General features: G+C 52.1%; 17 protein-coding genes and 1 riboswitch. Of the genes, 3 read left to right on the top strand and 14 right to left on the bottom strand.

All coding sequences use genetic code 11. The annotated features are described in order from the left end of the window. Window positions 1-10: 10 nt before the first annotated feature. From ACFO4L_RS05255 to ACFO4L_RS05210, 10 genes are all read right to left on the bottom strand, one after another. Window positions 11-2206, bottom strand: coding sequence for an EAL domain-containing protein (locus tag ACFO4L_RS05255; RefSeq protein WP_377908651.1), 2196 nt, complete (start codon window positions 2204-2206; stop codon window positions 11-13). 41 nt (window positions 2207-2247) lie between these two features. Further along, entirely contained in the window at window positions 2248-2679 is a 432-nt protein-coding gene (locus ACFO4L_RS05250; RefSeq protein ID WP_377908650.1) for an RDD family protein, read from the bottom strand. 51 nt (window positions 2680-2730) lie between these two features. Beyond that, window positions 2731-3123, bottom strand: a complete 393-nt coding sequence (locus ACFO4L_RS05245; RefSeq protein WP_377908649.1) for a DUF3052 family protein — start codon at window positions 3121-3123, stop codon at window positions 2731-2733. Beyond that, on the bottom strand, window positions 3116-3493 hold the full coding sequence (locus tag ACFO4L_RS05240) for a potassium channel family protein (RefSeq protein ID WP_377908648.1): 378 nt from the start codon (window positions 3491-3493) through the stop codon (window positions 3116-3118). The genes ACFO4L_RS05245 and ACFO4L_RS05240 overlap by 8 nt, the downstream gene beginning before the upstream one ends. A 116-nt stretch (window positions 3494-3609) precedes the next feature. Beyond that, window positions 3610-5826, bottom strand: coding sequence for an alpha-galactosidase (locus ACFO4L_RS05235; RefSeq protein WP_377908647.1), 2217 nt, complete (start codon window positions 5824-5826; stop codon window positions 3610-3612). Beyond that, window positions 5826-6650: a carbohydrate ABC transporter permease gene (locus tag ACFO4L_RS05230; protein ID WP_377908646.1), complete on the bottom strand. Its 825-nt coding sequence runs from the start codon at window positions 6648-6650 to the stop codon at window positions 5826-5828. Before ACFO4L_RS05230 ends, ACFO4L_RS05235 begins: the two co-directional genes overlap by 1 nt. Further along, window positions 6650-7510: a carbohydrate ABC transporter permease gene (locus tag ACFO4L_RS05225; protein ID WP_377908857.1), complete on the bottom strand. Its 861-nt coding sequence runs from the start codon at window positions 7508-7510 to the stop codon at window positions 6650-6652. Before ACFO4L_RS05225 ends, ACFO4L_RS05230 begins: the two co-directional genes overlap by 1 nt. Before the next feature lie 46 nt (window positions 7511-7556). Beyond that, complete coding sequence (locus tag ACFO4L_RS05220; protein WP_377908645.1) at window positions 7557-8780, bottom strand: ABC transporter substrate-binding protein; 1224 nt, start codon at window positions 8778-8780, stop codon at window positions 7557-7559. Beyond that, complete coding sequence (locus tag ACFO4L_RS05215) at window positions 8777-9847, bottom strand: LacI family DNA-binding transcriptional regulator (RefSeq protein ID WP_377908644.1); 1071 nt, start codon at window positions 9845-9847, stop codon at window positions 8777-8779. Before ACFO4L_RS05215 ends, ACFO4L_RS05220 begins: the two co-directional genes overlap by 4 nt. A gap of 403 nt (window positions 9848-10250) precedes the next feature. Further along, window positions 10251-10667 carry a YhjD family protein gene (locus tag ACFO4L_RS05210; protein ID WP_377908643.1) on the bottom strand — a complete coding sequence of 139 codons (417 nt, stop codon included), beginning with the start codon at window positions 10665-10667 and terminating at the stop codon, window positions 10251-10253. A 257-nt stretch (window positions 10668-10924) separates the two neighbouring features. On the opposite strand from ACFO4L_RS05210, the gene ACFO4L_RS05205 reads away from it, so the two are divergent. Continuing rightward, a complete protein-coding gene (locus tag ACFO4L_RS05205; RefSeq protein WP_377908642.1) occupies window positions 10925-11749 on the top strand; it encodes an ABC transporter ATP-binding protein in 825 nt (274 codons plus the stop codon). Between the two features lie 812 nt (window positions 11750-12561). Here the strand turns inward: ACFO4L_RS05205 and ACFO4L_RS05200 are convergent. The 3 genes from ACFO4L_RS05200 to ACFO4L_RS05190 are packed head-to-tail and all read right to left on the bottom strand — an operon-like array spanning window position 12562 to window position 14186. Then, window positions 12562-13065: a ferritin gene (locus ACFO4L_RS05200; protein WP_377908641.1), complete on the bottom strand. Its 504-nt coding sequence runs from the start codon at window positions 13063-13065 to the stop codon at window positions 12562-12564. Between the two features lies 1 nt (window position 13066). After that, window positions 13067-13588 carry a hypothetical protein gene (locus ACFO4L_RS05195; protein ID WP_377908640.1) on the bottom strand — a complete coding sequence of 174 codons (522 nt, stop codon included), beginning with the start codon at window positions 13586-13588 and terminating at the stop codon, window positions 13067-13069. Between the two features lie 28 nt (window positions 13589-13616). Next, window positions 13617-14186 carry a nitroreductase family protein gene (locus ACFO4L_RS05190; protein WP_377908639.1) on the bottom strand — a complete coding sequence of 190 codons (570 nt, stop codon included), beginning with the start codon at window positions 14184-14186 and terminating at the stop codon, window positions 13617-13619. A gap of 349 nt (window positions 14187-14535) precedes the next feature. Between ACFO4L_RS05190 and ACFO4L_RS05185 the strand changes: the two genes are divergently transcribed. Beyond that, window positions 14536-15756: a Glu/Leu/Phe/Val family dehydrogenase gene (locus ACFO4L_RS05185; protein WP_377908638.1), complete on the top strand. Its 1221-nt coding sequence runs from the start codon at window positions 14536-14538 to the stop codon at window positions 15754-15756. On the opposite strand, the gene ACFO4L_RS05180 is transcribed toward ACFO4L_RS05185, so the two are convergent. Then, the gene (locus tag ACFO4L_RS05180) at window positions 15749-16525 is read right to left on the bottom strand and encodes a class I SAM-dependent methyltransferase (RefSeq protein ID WP_377908637.1); all 777 of its coding nucleotides are present in this window, start codon (window positions 16523-16525) and stop codon (window positions 15749-15751) included. The two genes, ACFO4L_RS05185 and ACFO4L_RS05180, sit on opposite strands and share 8 nt — an antisense overlap. Window positions 16526-16637: 112 nt before the next feature. Continuing rightward, a riboswitch (cobalamin riboswitch) is annotated at window positions 16638-16817 on the top strand. A gap of 187 nt (window positions 16818-17004) precedes the next feature. On the opposite strand from ACFO4L_RS05180, the gene metE reads away from it, so the two are divergent. After that, window positions 17005-19266, top strand: a complete 2262-nt coding sequence (metE, locus tag ACFO4L_RS05175) for a 5-methyltetrahydropteroyltriglutamate--homocysteine S-methyltransferase (RefSeq protein ID WP_377908636.1) — start codon at window positions 17005-17007, stop codon at window positions 19264-19266. Window positions 19267-19508 lie beyond the last annotated feature (242 nt).

The following is a 19508-nucleotide window of genomic DNA, read 5'->3' as shown; positions in this document are numbered from 1 at the left end:
TTGCTTGGTTTCATTGCGGCGTCTTTTCCATCTCCGCCATGACCCAGCAGCTGTAATCCTCAAGGAGCTGCAGATCCTTGTCGGTAAACGTGTGCGGCCTGGCATCGACGACACAGAGTGTGCCGACAGCCTGACCTCCTTCTGTAAGCAGCGGAACCCCGGCATAAAACCGTACGCCATAGTTGACGACATTCGGGTGCAGGCAGTACGCTTCATCCTCTTTCGTATCCGGAATCACAAGCGGCTTTTTGTAATCAACGACGAAGGCGCAGAGCGTTTCTTCTTTGGGCGTCCCATGCTGAACTGCCGGATCCTCGTGAGGCATGCCTTCAATCGCTTTGACGTACTGCTTGTTTTCATCGATGAGGGAGATAAAGCTGATCGGCATGTGGAACGCGCGCTGGACGGCGCGCACAATCCGGTCATACTTTTCCTCAAAGCTGCTCGTGCTGACTTTCAGAGCCCGATAGGCCTCCAGCCGGGCCGTTTCTGCTTCCGCTGTTCCCGGAACCGGTTCCGGGGGCTTGTGCAGACGTTCGCGGCTTTGATGGACTGCCACAGCAAGCTCTGCTGCCGGGACGGGGCGTGATAAGTAGTAGCCCTGCATTTCACCGCATCCCAGGCGCTCCAGCGTGCGCAGCTGAATCTCGGTTTCCACGCCTTCGGCTGTCACATCCAGATGAAGCCGCTCAGCCAGAGACAGGATAAACATCACGATGTCATAGCCGCGCCGGTCCATCTGCTCGTCGATTTCCTGAACGAATGACTGATCGATTTTTATGCCGTCGAGATCAAGCTCCTTTAAATAGTTGAGCGAGGAATAGCTGACGCCGAAGTCATCGATCACCACACGAAATCCGAGCTCGCGAAGATAACGGACAATTTTACGGCCGTGCTCCGCATCGTCGACCAGCGTCTGTTCGGTCATCTCCAGCTCGAACCGTTCGGGAGGCTGCCCGCATCGTTCGATCACGTCAATGACAGAGCGAAGCATCGCTGGACGGTTAAACAGCTTCGTAGAGATATTGACAGCCGTACGGCCTTCAGCAAACAGCTCCGGATACGTATGCATATCACGGCAGACGCGCTCCAGAACAAAGCTCGTTACTTCTTCAATAAGCGAGCTTTTTTCCGCCACGGGTATAAAGATCGAGGGCGGCACGGTGCCAAGCTTGGGGGAATGCCAGCGGGCCAGCGCTTCAAACTGCATCTTGCCTGCAGCCGGCTGCAGCTTCGGCTGGTAGTAGACTTCGAGATCCCCGTTTCGTACTGCGCGAATCAGCTCCACTTCCACATACAGCTCGTCCAGCAGTTTTTCTGTTGCCGCATTTCCTCCGTAGAAACGGATCTCCCCAGGTCCGGCCTGTTTCGCATCCATCATCGCGGTACAGGCATTGGCAATCATCATGCTCGCATTTTCAGACATGGAAGCAGCGCCGATGCATGCGGAAAGCGAGATTTCGATCCCGTCCACTTCATATGTATGGGACTCAATCACCTGCAGCACATCATTTGCTGCCGCTTCGGCCGCTTCCTGATTGGACGGCGCAAGAACAGCGATAAACTCATCTCCATCAACCCGCCCAAACACCGTTCCTTCCGGCAGAACCCGGCCGATGCCGGCAGCAAGCTTCTGGAGCATCTCGTTGCCTTCTTCGATACCGAGCAGCTCATTTAACAGCCGGAAGCGGTCCAAGTTTATGTACAGGACGACGACTTCTCCGCGCTCCAGACGTTCCATCCGCTGATGCAGCTCTCCCTTTACCCGGATTAAGTTCGGAAGCTTCGTCAAGTAATCAATGTTCTCCATGGAGGACAACAGCTCCGTATGAGACCGCTCGGACAAATCACTTGTCATGCTCAGTACAAAACAGACGTTACCCGACTCATCCTCAATCGGCATCAGAATGGAGGTAGCATACGAAGCCACATCTGTTACCTTATTCATTTTGTCGGAATAAAACACCGGCTCCTTCTGTTCCCGCGCCCGGTCATACTGATCCTGCAGCGGCCCGGCTACTTCAGGCGGATAGATGCCTCTGATCGTCTGTCCCCGATAATTGTCCGGAAGGGAGCCAAGCGTGATGCCATCCGGCGTCACCGCTTCATAGACATAATCAGCTCCCTCCACTTTCATTAGAAACACCATTCGGTACAGCCTGCTGAAAAATTGAAATAAGTAGTGTGGATCTGCGTGCACCAGCATGCGTTTTTCATCCTCTCTGGAACCTCTCTTGCTTTTATCGGCTATTCCGCGCTTTTCTTCATCTCCGGCGGTTCATGCGTCACGTACGTTCCCGCGATAAAATCGTGTACCGCGCGCCGGTCTTTACGCACGAGTACCATAATCACACTCGCAAGCAGCGCAATGCCGAGCGTCAAAGCGTACACAATCCCGGCTCCGAAGACGCGCATCAGCATCGTACCAATCCCGACCTTTTTCCCATCTATTCTCGCAATTCGGATGCCAAACGCATATTTCCCGACGGAATAGCCGTACCATAATGCCGGTACCACCACTGCATAAACCGCCTGTAAAATGTTCTGGATCAGATCACCCGCCGTGAATTCCTGATAGACGATATAGCTGATTATGACCCAGACCACGGTAATCAGCAAGCCGTCAACGATATTGGCTCCGAGTCTCGACAAAAATCCTGCTGGTCTCGAAACTGTCACAGTACCATCTCCTTCTGCTGCTTCTTTACCCTGATCCTCCGCCGTTCAAGCTCATTTCCATTCGCTCGCCGGCCGGAAGCGGAGCGCAGACCAATCCTCGTCGATAGCAATTTGCCGGACTGCTTTAAACTCCTTTTTCTCCATACTGCTCCAGCCTTGATCGCGGCTGATCTCTGTGCTGTATTTTTTGGAGGATTTCTTCGGATACATCACCCAGAAGATGCCGCCCTCTGCCAGCCTTTCTTCTGCAAGCAAGGCTGCTTCGGCAATCTCTTCTTCCGTTTTCACAAAGCTCAAGATCACCTCATAGGCTTGCTTTTCCGGCATGTCATCCAGCGTATCTGCCGGGGTCTCTTTCAGCACTTCGCGAAACGCCTCCGGTGCGTTAATGACGAGCCAGCTTTTCCGTTCCTTTACCTGCAGTTTCTTCCATACGTCACTCATCGTCTTCCTCCTTCTCTTCGCGCTCCGCCCGCCTGGCTTCCTTCCGCTGCAGGCGCGGCAGCTCCATGTAGTATAAAATTTTCGTCGCAAAGGCGACGATCAGACCGACTCCTGTCAGGATGTACAGAATCGTAAAGATCTTTCCAAAGTCGGTCTGCGGGGTGAAGTCTCCATAGCCGACGGTCGCGAGCGTGATCACACTGAAATAAAGTGCATCGAGTATCGACAGGCCTTCTACATTGCTGTAAAACATCGTGCCGGAAATCAACATCGCCACTGTAAGCGACAGCAGCACCTGAAACTCCGGTTCCTTCAGCCCTAGCACAGTAGCCTTTACCATACGCCGCAGCGTCACTAAAAATGCAATCATTTCCGGCACCTCCCCCGTTTCTCGTCATAAGCTTCGCCGCCAGAGAGTAAAACTCCTTTCTTTCCCGGCGGCGATAAAAAACCGCACCCATTTGTATGGATGCGGTCTGCTGCAGCTTATGTGATTTTTTCCAACTTCCAGAGAAAGCTCTGAAAGTCGCTTGTGATCATCGGGATATCAAGCCCGGTATACATGAGCTCATCCCCGCCGAACGTCTGATCCAGATCAACGACACGGTAGTCGGCATCCGGGTCCAGCCCGTCCAGGCGGACACGGATGAAAGGCGCATTGGCGTCTGCGAGCCGGTGCATGTAAAGAAATACCGCTTCCGATTTATCCGCATTGGTCCGGAGCACAGCGTAGCTTTCTCCTTCATACGGACTCTCAAGCCGGTAGAGCTCCCCGAACTGCATCAGCGGGCGCAGCTCCTTATAGCGGGCCGTCTGACGGCTCACTTCCGCTTTTTCCTCGGCGGTGAATGTCGTCGGATCGAGCTCATAGCCGAGGTTCATGTCCATCGCCATATGCCCGCGCGTCTGAAGCGGCGTGATGCGCCCGACCTGATGATTCGGCACGGCAGAAACGTGAGAACCCATCGCAGATGGCGGATAGACGAGACTTGTTCCGTAATGAATGCGCGTGCGGCTCACTGCGTCCGTATTGTCACTCGTCCACGCCTGCGGCATGTAGTAGAGCATTCCCGGATCAAAGCGTCCGCCGCCGCCCGCACAGCTTTCAAACAGAATCTCCGGAAACCGGGTCGTGATCGTCTCCATCACCTCGTACACCCCGAGCATATAGCGGTGCGCGGTTTCCTTTTGCCGGTGAGCCGGAAGCAGCCTGGAGGAAGCCTCGGTCATGTTGCGGTTCATGTCCCATTTGACGTAACTGACCGGACTCTCCTCCAGCACTGTCGTCAATCGTTCCACAATATAGCTGCGGACGTCCGGGTTGCCGTAGTCCAGCACAAGCTGGTTGCGAGATTCGGAGCGGCGCCGTCCGGGCACGTGCAGGCACCAGTCCGGGTGGCTGCGGTACAGCTCGCTGTCAGTTGACACCATCTCCGGCTCCATCCACAGTCCGAAACGAAGTCCTTTCGACGTGATCTTTTCTGCAGCTCCTTTTAAGCCGTTCGGCAGCTTTTTCGTATCCGGATACCAGTCCCCGAGCGACGTCGTATCATCATTTCGCCTGCCGAACCAGCCGTCATCAAGTACAAACAGCTCAATTCCGGCATCCGCCGCCTCATCTGCGATCGCCAGGAGCTTCTGTTCGTCGAAATCAAAGTACGTCGCTTCCCAGTTGTTGATCAGAATCGGCCGCTCTTTTCCTTTCCAGCTGCCGCGGATCAGCCGCTCGTTGTAAAGACGGTGGTACGTGCGCGACATTGGTCCAAGGCCGGCACTCGAGTAGACCATGACGACTTCCGGGGTTTGAAAAGAGCTTCCCGGTGTGACCTCCCAGGAGAAATCGAGCGTTCCAAGCCCGAGCTGAACACGGCTGGTGGAAAACTGATCAACCTCTACTGCCCCGCGCCAGCTGCCGCTGTAAACGAAGCTGAAGCCGTAAACGTCCCCGTTCGTCTCCGTCGCGTCCGGAGAGACGAGCGCAAAAAACGGATTGAGCTGATGGCTGCTGGCCCCGCGGCGGCTTTCCAGCACGGTGCTGCCGTGCCGGATCGGGCCTCTCTCCACGTCACGCTCCCGGTTATGAGCTCCGTAAAGGGAGAGCAGCTCCCAGTCCCCCGAACGGAAATCGACGTTGGCCGACGTCAGCTTTTCCACGGTAAACGCTTCGTCGCCTTCGTTAACAACCCGCACCGATCGTGTCAGCGCGTCATAATCGGGAAAAACGACGTAATCGAGGTAAAGACTCACCTGCTTTAGCTCATCATACAGCTGAATCGTGAGCGTTTCCGCTTCTGCCTCCTGCTCGGTATACACGTGCGGCAGCCCCTCCAGCGTGCGGCGTCCCTGCTTTACCTCATAGCCTTTGTAGCGGAACTCCGAGACCGACGCCCCGTCTTCCCAGCGGAAGTGAAAGGCCGGATCGCGGAAATCTGTGCTCCCGTAGGACGGATACTCAAGCGGTGCCGTATCCAGTGAAAACGTGCGGTCATTCTTATCCGTATTTCCTGAAAAGCCGCGGTCCGCATAGCGTACCGGTGCACTTTCATTCCAGCGGCGTACCGCCTTTCCCCAGTACAAGTGTGCCAGCCAGCCGCCGTTGACAACCCCCATCACGTAGCTTGTAGAAGGCGTTTTTAAGTGAAAGCGAAGAGCAGCCTCATCAACGAGAATCGCTGATTGTTGATCATGTGCAGTGAATGTCATTATGATTTAATCGCTCCTTGTGTAACCCCGCTGATGATCCATCGCTGCAAGAAAATGTACAGCAGCAGCATTGGCAGTAATGCCATAAGGTAGGAAGAAAAGGCAAGGTTATAGTTTGTTCCGAATTGAGATTGAAATACATACTGTACAAGCGGCAGCGTATGATCTGCCCGGTCCCCAAGAATAACGAGTGGAAGTAGAAAGTCGTTCCAAGCCCATAAGGCTGTTAATATTGCGACAGTAGCGTTGATCGGAGCCAAAATCGGGAAAATAATACGCCAGAATACTCCCCAGCGGGAACAGCCATCCACGATAGCGGCCTCTTCCAGCTCTTTCGGGATCGTTTTAATATAGCCAGTATACAGGAAAACATTAAATGCCAAACCATAAACGATATAAAGAAGTACAAGACCGTTTAAATTCATGAGCCCAATTGCGCTCATTTGATTGACGATCGGCAGCATGATAATTGGAAATGGCACAAACATCGCGCTCACAAAATAATAAAACAGAACTCTGTACGTTTTCTTATGCATGTTTCGGGCGATGGCATAAGCGACCAGCGAGTTCGACAGTACCGTAAGAACTACAGTGAGTAAGGTAACATACAGACTGTTCCCAAGCGCATTGAAAAAGTTTGTCATTTCAATAGCTCGCAAGAAGTTATCCACGTTAAAAGACGACGGGAGAGCCAAAATAGACTGGGCTGTTTCCTGCGGTGTCTTAAATGCATTGACAATCGTAATGTATAAAGGAAACAGGATAAAGATCGTGCCGAAAATTAACAGAATGGTGACAGGCCAGTTATAGCGCTTTGATTCCATTACATCTGCACCTCCCGCTTCTGCAGAATACGAATTTGAAAGATGGACACTGTCACAATAATAATGAAATAAATAACCGCGTTAGCCGATTGCAGGGCAAACTGACCGCCGGCAAAACCATCTTGATAGATAAGCAGAGAGATCGACTGCGTCGCTCTTCCCGGTCCGCCGCCTGTCATCGCGACAATATGGTCAAATACCATCAGAAAGTTTTTCATCGCTAACACCATGTTGATCGTAAAAAAAGGGGCAATAAGCGGAAAGGTGATTTTCCAGAACTCCTGCCATTTGTTTGCACCGTCCAGACTGGACGCTTCGTACAAATCCTGCGAAATCGTGGAAAGTCCGGCCAGGTAGAGAATAGTATTAAATGCAGCAGCCTGCCACACTGCTACAATGACAATGGCAATCCAGGCATAGTCACGGCTCCCGAGAATGCTTGTTGTAAGAGCAGTGATCCCCAGACTGTCTGCAATTCCCGGAATATATACAGCAAAGATAAAATTAAAAATGAACCCGACGATCAGGATGCTGAGAATGTTCGGCATGAAGTAAACCGCTCGCAGCGTCTTATGAAACTTTATCTTTGCATTTAATCCAAGCGCGATAATCAAGCTGATAATGTTGACAAGAACGGTAGAAACGATGGCAAACTGAAACGTAAAGAAATACGCATTGTATGCTCTGCTGTCGTTAAAGATGCTGATGTAATTTTGAAAGCCGACAAAATTCCAGTCACCAAAGCCGCGATAATCGGTAAAGCTGTAAAAGATCCCCTGGAGGACCGGCAGCGTATGAAAGCTGAAAAATAAAATCAGCGCCGGAAGGATCATGACAGCATAGGCGGATGGCTTGCGCATCGTCAATCTGCCGGAAGAAGAGAGGGAAGATCCTCCTCCTCTTCGCTTAGTTGTCTGATAGTCGTTCATATTCTGCATCCAATTCTGACAGGAGGTCCTCCAGCGTGCCATCCAGCAAGTAATCCTGGAACATCACATCTATTTCAAAGCCTTGCGGATAATAATGGTCAGCAAACGAGGTAATCTGCTCGTTGTCAAAGTAGCTTTGCAGTTCCTGAAGAGCTGCGTCCTGCTGTTCTGCTCCCTCCACAGCGGAGAACATACGCTGGCCATCTAAATAAATCTCAATATTTTCCGGATCGAGCAGAAAATCAACAAACTGCTGAGCTTCCTCAGGATGTTCAGTATCTTCTCCAATCATCAGTGCCACATCTACCCCGGATACAACATCATTGCTTCCTTCCTCGTTAGCAGCCGGCAGCCCGAAGACTCCGAGCTCCATATCCGGATTGGCTTCAAGAATTTCACCGATAGCCCAGACCCCCTGCATGTACATAACAGATTCCCCGTTGGCAAATGCGGTGTTGCCTATGTTGTAATCATGGCCAAATACATCGTTATCCGTGTATTGAAGCAGTTCTTCCAGCTTTTCTGCAACTTCTCCGTACTCTTCGCTGAAGGACGTTTCTCCTGTTTCCAGCCTTTCAAAAAATGCTTCTCCGTGTATATTGGAAGCCAGCGCGTTCAGCGGAGGTAAAATGGTCCAGGATTCCCCGTAAGTAGAATAAAACGGCGTTTCTCCCGCAGACTCAATCTCTTCTGCCAGTGCAATAAATTCGTCCCACGTTTCCGGAACCTCAAGCCCTAGCTCCTCAAACTTTTCCTTATTATAAATGACTCCATTTGCATTAACCGTATGCGGCAGAGCATAAAGCTCATCAGTACCTGTAAGTCGCTTCAGCATATCTTCGTATTCATCCAATATTCCCTCTGTATTCGCATCACCGGTCATATCCTTAAACATTCCTGAGTCGCCAATGTCTCCGAACGTTGCACCTCCATTAATCGTTAACACATCGGGAATATCATTTTGCGTAAGGCGTGAAAGCAGCACTGTATCGGCATCCGGTACGTTATTTTGTTCAATCGTGATACCTGGATTCTCTTCTTCAAACTTGGCAATCAGCTGGTCAAACTCCCCGACAGCCTCACCTTTAAATTGGAAAAACTCTAGCTCGACTGTATCGCCGCTTCCGTCGGCATTGCCTCCGCAGGCTGCCAGCATCGTCATGACCCCTGCCAAACTGCTTACCCACACTGCTTTTTTCATGATACATCCTCCCCTTCGGTATGTTTTTTGCGCCAACCGCACGAATCACGAATCACCATTTCTGTCGGAACAATAACTTGCAGCGGAACGTCCCGCCCCTCGATCCGATTTCGAAGCAGGTGCGCTGCCGTTCTTCCCATTTGTGTACTATGCAGCTTCGTTGTTGTAAGCGGCGGTGTGACATAGCTTGCGTACTCAATATCGTCTACACTGACAATCGCGGTATGCTGCGGAACTTTCAACCCTTTCTCATGAAGCGCCCGGATCGCTCCCAGCGCCATTGGATCACTGGCAATAAAAAATGCTTCTGGAAGATTTTCCTGCCGGAGTGCTTCACGCATCAACTGGTAGCCCGCGTATGAATTCCAGTCGCCTATTTCATCGTTTCCTAAATAAACCAGACCTTCTTCATAAAGCTGCCTGTCTTTCATGTAGCGGATATAATGCGCAAGCCTTTGGTCCACTGCCTGCTTCTCGCTCCCATCTGTGCGCTGGGTGAATTCTCTTCCGCCAATAAACCCGATTCGCCGGTGACCGAGTGAAAGAAGGTGATTCAACACATTTTCTGAGGCTTGCGCAAGGTCAGACGTCACAGAATCAAATCTGGCTTTGTCGGGATTCTGATCAACAAACACAATATTTTTACCGGGATACAAGGAAGCGATATCATCTGCCACCGATTTTCCGATGACAATAATTCCATCCAGCTCATGCAACTTCTCCTCACCCGTTCTTCTCCGCAGTCTCACCGTCTGGACAATGCGCATGTCCAGCTCGTAGGCCTGCTCTTCAATCCCGTCGATAATCTCTTTAAAATACGGATCCTCTTTGTCATCCTCTGTGTTATTCCAGGTAAGAATGCCGATTTTCCAAGTCCGGATTGTTTTCTTAACGTACTGCTTTCGACTACGCTGTCGGAGAGGTTTGTAGTCCAGCTTTTTCGCTACCTCCAGTACCCGCTGCCTTGTTTCATCCAGTACTACAATCGATTGATCATTATTTAATATACGAGAAACGGTGGCAATCGAAACATGTGCTTCTTTTGCTACTTCTTTTATTGTCGCCAAGTAAAAAACACCTCCTCTTTCACTAAAATTTCATTTGCGATATATGTAGATTAGCACCATGTATTCGCTTCCAAAAGTGCAATTTCGGTAAAACATCGGTAAAATAATTGTTTTTTACGAAAATATCCGCTTTATTTTACTTATTATTTTACCGATAAAAATTCTATTTTACTGATCTTTTCCAAAATAGCCGCTTCGTTTATCTGTACAATTGTCGCTTTTTGGATAGCTGCACGATAATTCAGTCGATCTTCCCCTCTACAGTAGCTCTGAACCAGGACACGCCCTTTTTTGAATTCCCGAAAAAAGCTTCCGGCCTGCGCCGAAAGCCAAGTATACCTGTGCTCCTATCTCATTCGATACCGTCATTTTCAAAACGGGAGCATGACGCCCCGGCTTTGACTTACATAGGCTGACTTTTCCACGGTGCCTCTGCGTGCAGCAGCGTTTTAAAGTCCTGCTCCGGATCGAAGGCAAGCCGGCGCAGATGTGCTTCGACGCGGCGCTTCAAAATCGGAGCCATAATGCAGTGGCTGAATTCGTAGCCCCGGCACCGGCTTTTATAGCGCACTTCTTTTTTCGTCGGTTTCGCGCTCTCCCAAATTTTCATATCTGCTCCGCGCAGCTCTTTCCGCAATTCGTTCAGGAAGGCTCCGTTGCGGCTTTCCAGCTTAAAAAACCAGTCTTCGTAGACGTCGGCAAACTTCAATTTAGATGTCCGCACGTACTCCCGGTCGTGCTCCAGCGCCCGTTTTGCCCAGACGCTGTCGACATAGCGGAAAAATAAAATTTTTTCATAATCGTCCATGAGTGCTTTCATCGCAGCTCACCCTCGCACATGAGAATATATGTTCCCATTACCATAGCACGATTGTTTGAAGCCTGACAAGACGGGCGTTCGATGTTTTACAGGGACAGACAGCTGCTAAATCCGCTCGTGCTACCTGCTCCAGCTTTTTTCAGATTTATTTTTCGGATGGGCAATTGACTTTTTCAAACGTGCATACTATGATAAAGCTATTGTGAAACTGATAATCATTCTCAAATAAATGAAAAGCGGAAAGGACTGACAAATTCATGCCTTCCATGCATGCAGAACATATACGGGTCGGCTACGGCGACAAGCCGATCATCCAGGATTTGACGGTGGCGATTCCAGCCGGCAAGGTGACGACGATCATCGGACCGAACGGCTGTGGAAAATCGACGTTTCTGAAAACGTGTACGCGGCTGCTTGCGGCGTCATCTGGCTCTGTTTATCTGGACGGAGCCGCGGTGTCGAAAATCCCGACGAAAGAGCTCGCTCGGAAAATGGCGATCCTGCCGCAGACGCAGAACAGCGCGGCTGGCCTCACCGTTTATGAACTCGTTTCCTACGGCCGCTTTCCATATCAGCGCGGCTTCGGACGCCTGAGCCGGGAAGACCGACGCATGATTGACGAAGCGATGGAGATGACCGGCACAAGTGCTTTCGCAGACAAGCCGGTTGACGGATTGTCCGGCGGGCAGCGGCAGCGGGTCTGGATTGCAATGGCACTCGCTCAGAATACAGAGCTCATTTTTCTTGATGAACCGACAACGTATCTGGACATGGCCCATCAGCTGGAGGTGCTTGAACTGCTTCAGCGCCTGAACCGGCTTGAAAACCGCACGATCGTCATGGTGCTGCATGACCTGAATCAGGCTGCCCGCTTTTCAGATTACTTAATCGCGATGAAAGACGGCGATGTCCGCTCACACGGGAGCGCTCAGGAAATCATGCAGCCGCACGTGCTGCGCGACGTCTTTTCAATTGAGGCTGTGATCGGAAAAGATCCCGTAACCGGAACGCCGATGTGCATGAGCTACCAGCTTGCCTGTCCGCAGGACCAGCACATCCTTCATTCTTCTGCAAATGGATAATCGTATGCACACTTTCCTGAAAACGGGCCCCTGCCCGTTTTTTTCTTATGAGAATAAATGTACAAACTCCCTGCTGCAAGCTGTTCTCCGGATTCAAGCTGCACAGCAGGTTTAACGCCGCTGGAACAACACTGAAACGAAACACAGGCATCACCAAAAGCAACAGATCCTCATTCACGCCGCTAATGTCCCGTACAGCAGAACAGAAAAAAGCAGCTCCGGCCATATCAGGCCGGAGCTGCCAGAGTGTGGATAAAGTTATTTTAAGTGAATATCGTTGCATCTGCCTGTCCCTGCGGACACTCGCTTTCCGGAGGGAACGGGCTCAGCTAACCGCTTCCTCCTGCTGTCGGAAGCGCTGGATCTTCGCCTCGTTCTGATCCTCCCGGAGTCGAGATCCTACGATGTCGGCAGCTGGCAGTTCGTTTCACGTGCCTGGTTATGCCTGCACGATCCGGTTCCATATGGATAGCCCCCCAGATCAGACGTTTCGATGTTAAATAGGGACGCCAGTCCTTCATCGAATTCATGATAAACGTAAAAAAAGCAGTCGCGTCTGTCTGTTGTGACGTTGTTCTCCAACAAGCAGAGCCGTTTCCCCGATGTGTCCGGCAGGGACGCCTGTGGAATCAGCGCAGTCTGAAGATCCTTTCTCAGGGGTCACCCTGAGAAATAGCTGAAGACAAGCCCACGGCAAGCTTCCGCCGGTAAACAGAGGGGAAATACAATCAATAGAATAATCATGTAAGCTGATTGACTTTGTCAACAGCCTGGCAGCTCCGGCCGTTACGGCCGAAGCTGCTTCTCTTGCTTTATTCCTCTGGTTTGAAGGTTCGTTTTCCGAGCTCCTGATCGAGCAGCTCAAACGCCTGGCTGTCTTGATCCATGCGCTTCAGCCGGTGGATGAGCGTATCAAACGCCGCCTCTTCTTCCACCTGTTCTTCAATAAACCAGTTCAGAAACGTCATCGTCGCATGTTCGCGCTCATCCAGCGCCAGATCAGCTAGCTTGTAAATGCGCTTCGTCACTTCTTTTTCATGCTCAAGTGATTTGGTGAACGTTTCTTCCACAGAAGCAAACGTATTGTCCGGATCGGGCATGCCGGTGAGCTCTGCTCGGCCGCCGATGTCGTTAATAAACTGGTAAAACTTCATCGCATGGAACCGTTCCTCTTCTGCCTGTGCCAGGTAAAACTGCGCAAAACCGTCCAGGCTTTCACCAGAGCAGTAAGCCGCAGTAGCGGTATAAACGTGAGCGGAGTAAAATTCGTAGTTCATCTGTTCGTTCAAAGCGTCCACAAGTGTTGTGCTGATCATGTTACATCGCGCTCCTCTCAATTAAATGATCCGGCAGCCAGCCGGCGTGCAGGACGGCTGCCGGAATTTCCCCGGAAAGACGCCCGGCCCGGTCGAGCCACTGCTTTGAAAATGTGTATTCCCGTTCTTTTAAAATCATGCCGATTCCCTGATTCGCACTGTAGAGCTGCATGCGACCAAGCGCACGAAGCGCCTCGTCCCGGTAGCGAGGTTTCGTCAGCACAAGCACATGCATCGGCACCTGCTCGTACAGCTCCAGCATCCGGTTGTGCCAGCGGTCTTCACGCTCATACATGCCGCGTATGATTTCTTTGACAAGCGGACACTTCTGAGGTCCGTGAAACAGAAGCAGACGCGTCTCGGCACGTGCTTCCGGACTCATTTCCACGGAAGCTTTCTTCCAGCTGACCGACACTGCGGACGGCTCGACAGCCCGGTCCTTAAAGCAGCGCATAATCCGCCGCTCCATCATCATTTTTTCCATCATGGCGCGCATCGCCTGCATTTCTTCGGCTGTCAGCATGGCAGCCACCTCCCTTTACAGATGCCTTTTAAAGCGACGAGAAATCGGTCGTAAGCTCTTCCGGCGGAGTTGGTTCTTTCCGTTTCGGCTTGTTTTTTTCCTCATAATAGCCAAGGTGCAGAAAGCCGGCGATCCGTTCACCAGCCTTTACGCCAAGCATGCCACGGACGTCCGGCTCGTAAATGTGCGGATTCGTTTTCCACACGGTTCCGAGCTGCCGTTCTGCAGCAAGCAGCTGAAAATTTTGAATCATCGAGCCAATCGCGCCCATGTTTTCATCCTGCTGTTTCTGGCGCGGATCTTCTTTCATTATTACAATTAAATAGGCAGCAGGCTCCATAAACAACTTGCGGCGGTTTTCATGCTCCCGTTTTGCATAGTGCCCGAGCAGCCCTTCAACAAATGCTTCCTTTTCTTCTGCACTCACATACACGAAGCGCCACGGCTCCCGCAGCCCGTGGTTCGGGGCCCATACGGCATCCCGAAGCAGATCCATCACCAGCGTTTTTTCTACCGGTTCATCGGTGTATCCGGTTTTAATAGAACGCCGCTCCCGTATCGCTTTTTGCAGCGGCGTAATCGTAGATAAATCAGTCATGTGTATCCCTCTTTCTATTGCCAGTCTTTCCCTTTATTGTATCAGACGGGCACCCCCGTTAACATCTTAAGCGGCACCGCCGATAAATGATAACCATTCTCAATGGTGTCGAAAAAAAAAGAGAGGGGGGAATACTTTTTTTCGGAAGCGAGAAAGTGAGAATGATTATCAATTAACGGTGCTCTTTTATCATAGTGCAGCTTTTCAAAACCGTCAAGCCTTATCTGCAGAAATTTTCTAAAAAAATAACGTGTCCGGCAGCTGAAGCCTGCGAAGATGACGTTCCCGCGCTTAGCTTCTCTCCGGACGGGGAAGGTACCGGAGTAGACACTGTGAAGGAGCTGATTGGATGAACACGCAAGAACTCTATGCCATGATCAACGAAGCATCTGAACACCTGGAGCTGCATGACGATTTTCAGCAGCTGCTCCGCATTCCGGAGAGGCAGCTCGCCTTTTCGGTTCCTTATGAATCCGATGAAGGAAACATGCGCGTGGTGGAGGGTTTCCGTACACTGCACTCCTCCCTGCTGGGTCCCGGTAAAGGCGGCATCCGGCTCCACCCGGAAACAAACATCGACGAAACGTCGCTGCTCGCCTCCTGGATGACGATGAAAAATGCCTTAATGCACCTGCCCTTCGGCGGCGCAAAAGGCGGAATTGCTGCAGATCCAAAACAGCTGTCTGATAACGAACGCGAGCGCGTGATCCGCTCCTACATCCGTAAGCTGTCCCCTTACATCGGCCGCGACCAGGACATTCCCGCTCCGGACGTCAACATCGGCCAGCAGGAAATCGGCTGGATGCTGGATGAATACGAAAAACATCTGCACGATCCATATAATGCCGTCTTCACTGGGAAAGATCCGGTTATCGGAGGCATCCCGGGCCGGGTGGAAGCCACGGCAGCCGGCGTCGTTCATACGATTCGCTGCTGGCTCAAGGAACAGGACCGCAGCCTGAATAATTTGAAAGTCGCCATCCAGGGAGCCGGAAACGTCGGATCGTTCTGCGCCCGCATTCTCGCTGATAAAGGAGCGATCATTACGGCGATTTCAGATTCCTCTTCCACTATCATTGATGAGAATGGACTAAACGTGGAGAAAGTATTGAAGAAAAAAACCGACACGGGCAGCCTTGGCGGAGACCATGAGTCAGCGGCCGTATTTGAAGTGCCGTGCGACGTGCTGATCCCGGCCGCCATGGGCGGCGCTATTGATGAGGAGACCGCCCGGCTGATCCAGGCAGACCTGATCGCAGAAGGCGCGAACGGTCCGGTAACAGCAGATGCAGACCGGGTGCTGGAAGAACGCGGCATTGAGGTACTCCCGGATATTCTGACCAATGCCGGCGGTGTCGTCGTTTCCTACCTGGAGTGGCGGATGAACGAGCGCAAGGAAGAATGGAGCAAGGCCGATGCGCTGAGTCAGCTGGAGCACTACATGCGCCAGGCCTTCAGCCGCACGAACCGGACCAAGCAGGATTCCGGCGTCTCCTACCGTCGTGCTGCCTATTACACGGCCTGCAGGCGTCTTGCTGATGTGATGCAGGCACGCGGGCTGATCAAGTAGCCTGTCCTGTCCAGATCGTCCACCGGTTGGCTTCTGTTACAGCCCCTTCCGAAAGCTTCGTCTGCAGAAAATCGAGAAACGCTTCCAGCTCGCTGTCTGTCAGTTCGTGTAAAATACTCCGTCCCGTTCGCTGGCGAAGATCATCCAGCAGCTGCTGCCTCGTTGCAAACTGTTTTCGCTTCTCCCATATAGAAAAAACTGTCACACCGGTAAAGCCGGCAGCTTTCATCTGCTCGAGGACGTCCATTTTATTCGGACGCCTCTTTTTTTCGACCTCGGCAAGGTGCGGAAAATAATCAAGCAGCCAACCCCGGATGTGCACGTGGCTTCCGGGAAGCAGACAGTCTGAAACGGTCCGGTCCTGTATGATCAGCCGCCCTTTCGCACACAGCACCCGTGCTGCCTCTTTCAGAAAAGCGGCTGTATCCGACAGATGATGGATCAGTGCCCGGGCAAGCACCAGATCCTGGCCGCACCGTGCGAGACCGGTTCGTTCCGCGGTCCCCTGCTGAAATGAGAGCCGTCTCTCGTGCTGATGACGTTCTTTTGCATCGCGCAGGCTTACTTCCGAAAAATCAATGCCGACTGCTCTATCAGCCCCAAGTTTCAGCAGCTCGTTCGTATAGATCCCCCCGCCGCAGCCAATGTCTGCGGCATGCTTGATATCTTCTCCTGCTGTCAGCTCCTGCATCGTTTTTACCCAGTCAGCGTCGGCGTCCCTGCTGTTATAGCTCCCTTTTAACCGTTCATCATGAAAATGGATGCTCATGTGTTCTCACCTCCCTTCTATTATATCCTTTTTATGGGAAAAATGAAGCCGCGCTTCTTTTAGATGATTTTGACAACTTACTCCCTTTTCCTGTATGATGACGACAAACTTGATAACGTAATGAACAACAGGTGATCTGCTTCGCCAGATCTTAAAAGGGAATCCGGTGCAACTCCGGAACGGTCCCGCCACTGTAAAAGGTTAGCAGCCGCTGTGCCACTGGATTTTTTCCGGGAAGGTGCGGCTGTGTTCATCCTTGAGTCAGGAGACCTGCCTGTCGTTCTTTACCATCAGCCCTACGGGTCATAGGGAGGTGGAAACAGGCTTGTTCAGCTTTGCCGCAAAACACGTGCGGCCAAAGCTTCGTTCGTGCTGGAAAGACACCTGTTTTGTCCTGCTGCCGTGCCGGAAGGGTTTCCCCCTTTTCGGCACGGCTTTTTGTTTGTCTCGGCGTCATACATTTGAAGGAGGAATGAAGCATGAAAACATCTGTACAAGGCTATCCGCGCATCGGTGAAAACCGGGAATGGAAGCGCGCACTTGAAGCATACTGGAAAGAAGAAATAACCGCAGCTGAGCTGCAGGAAAAAATGAAAGCCATCCGGCTGGAAAGGCTCACCCGCTTGGAAGCAAGCGGACTGGATCTGGTGCCGGTCGGTGACTTTTCGTATTACGACCATATGCTCGATATGGCGTTCATGTTTAATCTGGTACCGGAGCGTTTCGCTTCCTTGTCCGGAAATGAGCTCGATCAGTATTTCGCAGCCGCACGCGGGACGCGCGAGGCGCCTGCGATGGAAATGACGAAATGGTTTGATACGAACTATCACTATATCGTGCCTGAGCTGGAGGACAGCTGGGTGCCTGACGTTACGAGCAACTACCCCCTTGAACAGTATCGGGAAGCGGAAGCCGCGGGTATAAAGACAAAGCCGGTGCTCGTCGGACCCTATACGTTTATGACGCTTGCGAAAGGACTGGAGGCTGAGCACCGCGACAGCTGCATGTCCGTCCTGCTTTCGCTGTATGCAAAAGTGATTGGCGAACTGCACGAGGCCGGCGCTCCGCTCATTCAGCTTGATGAGCCTGCACTCGTCACATCCCTGACCCGTGAAGAAGCCGGACAGGCCGCTAAGTGGCTACAGCAGCTGCTTGACTTAGTCCCGAAGGCACCGCTGCAGCTGCAGACGTATTTTGAATCGCTGACGCACTGGGATTTATTCGCCACTCTTCCGTTTCACGCCTTCGGACTCGATCTGATGTATGACGACGGCGATACGCTCCAGCAGCTGCGGCAGCATCCACCTCACCAGAATGCGGCGCTCGCCATCGGCGTAATTGATGGCCGTAACGTCTGGAAAAGCGACCTCCACGAAGCACAGAAGCTCGTTCGACGCGTTGAAGTGCTCTGTCCGGAAAACCCATTAATCCTGCAGACAAGCTGCAGCCTCCTGCACGTACCGGTTTCCCTTAAGCAGGAGGAACGCTTCGTCGAGGACTTGAAGCAGGGCATGGCTTTCGCTGACGAAAAGCTGCAGGAGCTCCAGCTGCTGAAGCAGGTCTGCACGGGCTCTCCGGAGAACACGCTGGACGGTCATCAGGCGTCTCTTTCCAGGTTCCGAAAAAGCTATCCGGCAGCAGGAGACAGCAGCAGCGAGAAGCTCGCTATGAGAGAGCCTGTTTTCTCACGCCGCGCTGAACTGCAGCAGGCCAGGTGGCAGCTGCCGCTCCTGCCGACAACGACTATCGGCAGCCTGCCTCAGACGACCGATATGCGAAAAGCAAGAACCGCCTATCGGCGCGGGGAACTATCCGCTAAACGCTACCGTGCAATGGTGGAAGAAAAAATGCAGCGCTGGATTAAGCTTCAGGAAGATATCGGGCTCGATGTCCTCGTGCACGGTGAATTTGAACGCAACGACATGGTAGAATTTTTCGGGGAAAAGCTGGACGGTATGGCCGTCACACAAAATGGCTGGGTCCAGTCGTACGGCTCCCGCTGCGTCAAGCCGCCGCTCATTTACGGCGCGGTATCTGCTCCAGGTTCGATGACCGTCTCTGAAACCGCTTATGCTCAATCTCTGACGGATCGCCCGGTAAAAGGCATGCTCACCGGGCCCGTAACTATTTTAAAGTGGTCATTTGAACGGAGCGATGTGCCTAAATCGGTGACGGCCTATCAGCTTGCGGAAGCGTTGCAGCAAGAAGTTGAAGCCCTTGAAGAAGCAGGCATTGGTATGATCCAGATAGATGAACCGGCTCTTCGGGAAGGCTTTCCACTGAAACGGGAGAAACGCGCCCATTACTTGGACTGGGCTGTCAACTCGTTTCGTGCCGCGTCCGCTGTTGCGCAGCCGGAAACTCAGATCCATACGCACATGTGCTACAGCGACTTTCACGATATGATCGACGCGATCAGTGCCATGGACGCCGACGTCATTTCCATTGAAACATCGAGAAGCCACGGCGGCCTGATTCAGGCGTTCGAGGACAGCACGTACGACAAGGGCATCGGACTCGGCGTTTATGACATTCACAGCCCCCGTATTCCCCCGGTTCGAGAAATGACCGACATGATCGAGCGCTGCCTGAGCGTTCTGCCGGCCTCCCAGTTTTGGGTGAATCCGGACTGTGGCTTAAAAACCCGCAATGAATCGGAAACAGAAGCTGCCCTTCGCAATATGCAGCAGGCGGCAGAAACCGTCCGGGAAGCTCTTACAAGCCGGACCAGCGGCGTGTAAGTGGGAGACGATTGCGGCCGGGGGCTTCTTTGATTGGTGGCAGCGTTTGACAAGTTGCGGGTGCAGAATGAAAACTTTCATAGGCGAAATGAAAACTTTTTCGTTATGTCGAACGCATGGTAATAACAATAATAAGTTGACGCGCGAGCTTGATAAGTTTAGGCTGCATGATGAAAAGATTGGAGCAGCGGTTGATAAGTTGCGCACGTCAAATGAAACGTTCGTGCATGTACCGTGCCGTT

The sequence above is a fragment of the Bacillus daqingensis genome, assembly GCF_042654445.1.
GTDB lineage: Bacteria > Bacillota > Bacilli > Bacillales > Salisediminibacteriaceae > Alkalicoccus > Alkalicoccus luteus.
This window is presented reverse-complemented; position numbering and strand designations above follow the sequence as displayed.

What these genes read in the sequence shown, in the direction of transcription:
- ACFO4L_RS05255 (WP_377908651.1), bottom strand. Translation starts at nt 2,206, where the DNA reads ATGCTGGTGCACGCAGATCCACACTACTTATTTCAATTTTTCAGCAGG.
- ACFO4L_RS05245 (WP_377908649.1), bottom strand. Translation starts at nt 3,123, where the DNA reads ATGAGTGACGTATGGAAGAAACTGCAGGTAAAGGAACGGAAAAGCTGG.
- ACFO4L_RS05240 (WP_377908648.1), bottom strand. Translation starts at nt 3,493, where the DNA reads ATGATTGCATTTTTAGTGACGCTGCGGCGTATGGTAAAGGCTACTGTG.
- ACFO4L_RS05235 (WP_377908647.1), bottom strand. Translation starts at nt 5,826, where the DNA reads ATGACATTCACTGCACATGATCAACAATCAGCGATTCTCGTTGATGAG.
- ACFO4L_RS05230 (WP_377908646.1), bottom strand. Translation starts at nt 6,650, where the DNA reads ATGGAATCAAAGCGCTATAACTGGCCTGTCACCATTCTGTTAATTTTC.
- ACFO4L_RS05225 (WP_377908857.1), bottom strand. Translation starts at nt 7,510, where the DNA reads ATGCGCAAGCCATCCGCCTATGCTGTCATGATCCTTCCGGCGCTGATT.
- ACFO4L_RS05220 (WP_377908645.1), bottom strand. Translation starts at nt 8,780, where the DNA reads ATGAAAAAAGCAGTGTGGGTAAGCAGTTTGGCAGGGGTCATGACGATG.
- ACFO4L_RS05210 (WP_377908643.1), bottom strand. Translation starts at nt 10,667, where the DNA reads ATGAAAGCACTCATGGACGATTATGAAAAAATTTTATTTTTCCGCTAT.
- ACFO4L_RS05205 (WP_377908642.1), top strand. Translation starts at nt 10,925, where the DNA reads ATGCCTTCCATGCATGCAGAACATATACGGGTCGGCTACGGCGACAAG.
- ACFO4L_RS05200 (WP_377908641.1), bottom strand. Translation starts at nt 13,065, where the DNA reads ATGATCAGCACAACACTTGTGGACGCTTTGAACGAACAGATGAACTAC.
- ACFO4L_RS05195 (WP_377908640.1), bottom strand. Translation starts at nt 13,588, where the DNA reads ATGCTGACAGCCGAAGAAATGCAGGCGATGCGCGCCATGATGGAAAAA.
- ACFO4L_RS05190 (WP_377908639.1), bottom strand. Translation starts at nt 14,186, where the DNA reads ATGACTGATTTATCTACGATTACGCCGCTGCAAAAAGCGATACGGGAG.
- ACFO4L_RS05185 (WP_377908638.1), top strand. Translation starts at nt 14,536, where the DNA reads ATGAACACGCAAGAACTCTATGCCATGATCAACGAAGCATCTGAACAC.
- ACFO4L_RS05180 (WP_377908637.1), bottom strand. Translation starts at nt 16,525, where the DNA reads ATGAGCATCCATTTTCATGATGAACGGTTAAAAGGGAGCTATAACAGC.
- metE (WP_377908636.1), top strand. Translation starts at nt 17,005, where the DNA reads ATGAAAACATCTGTACAAGGCTATCCGCGCATCGGTGAAAACCGGGAA.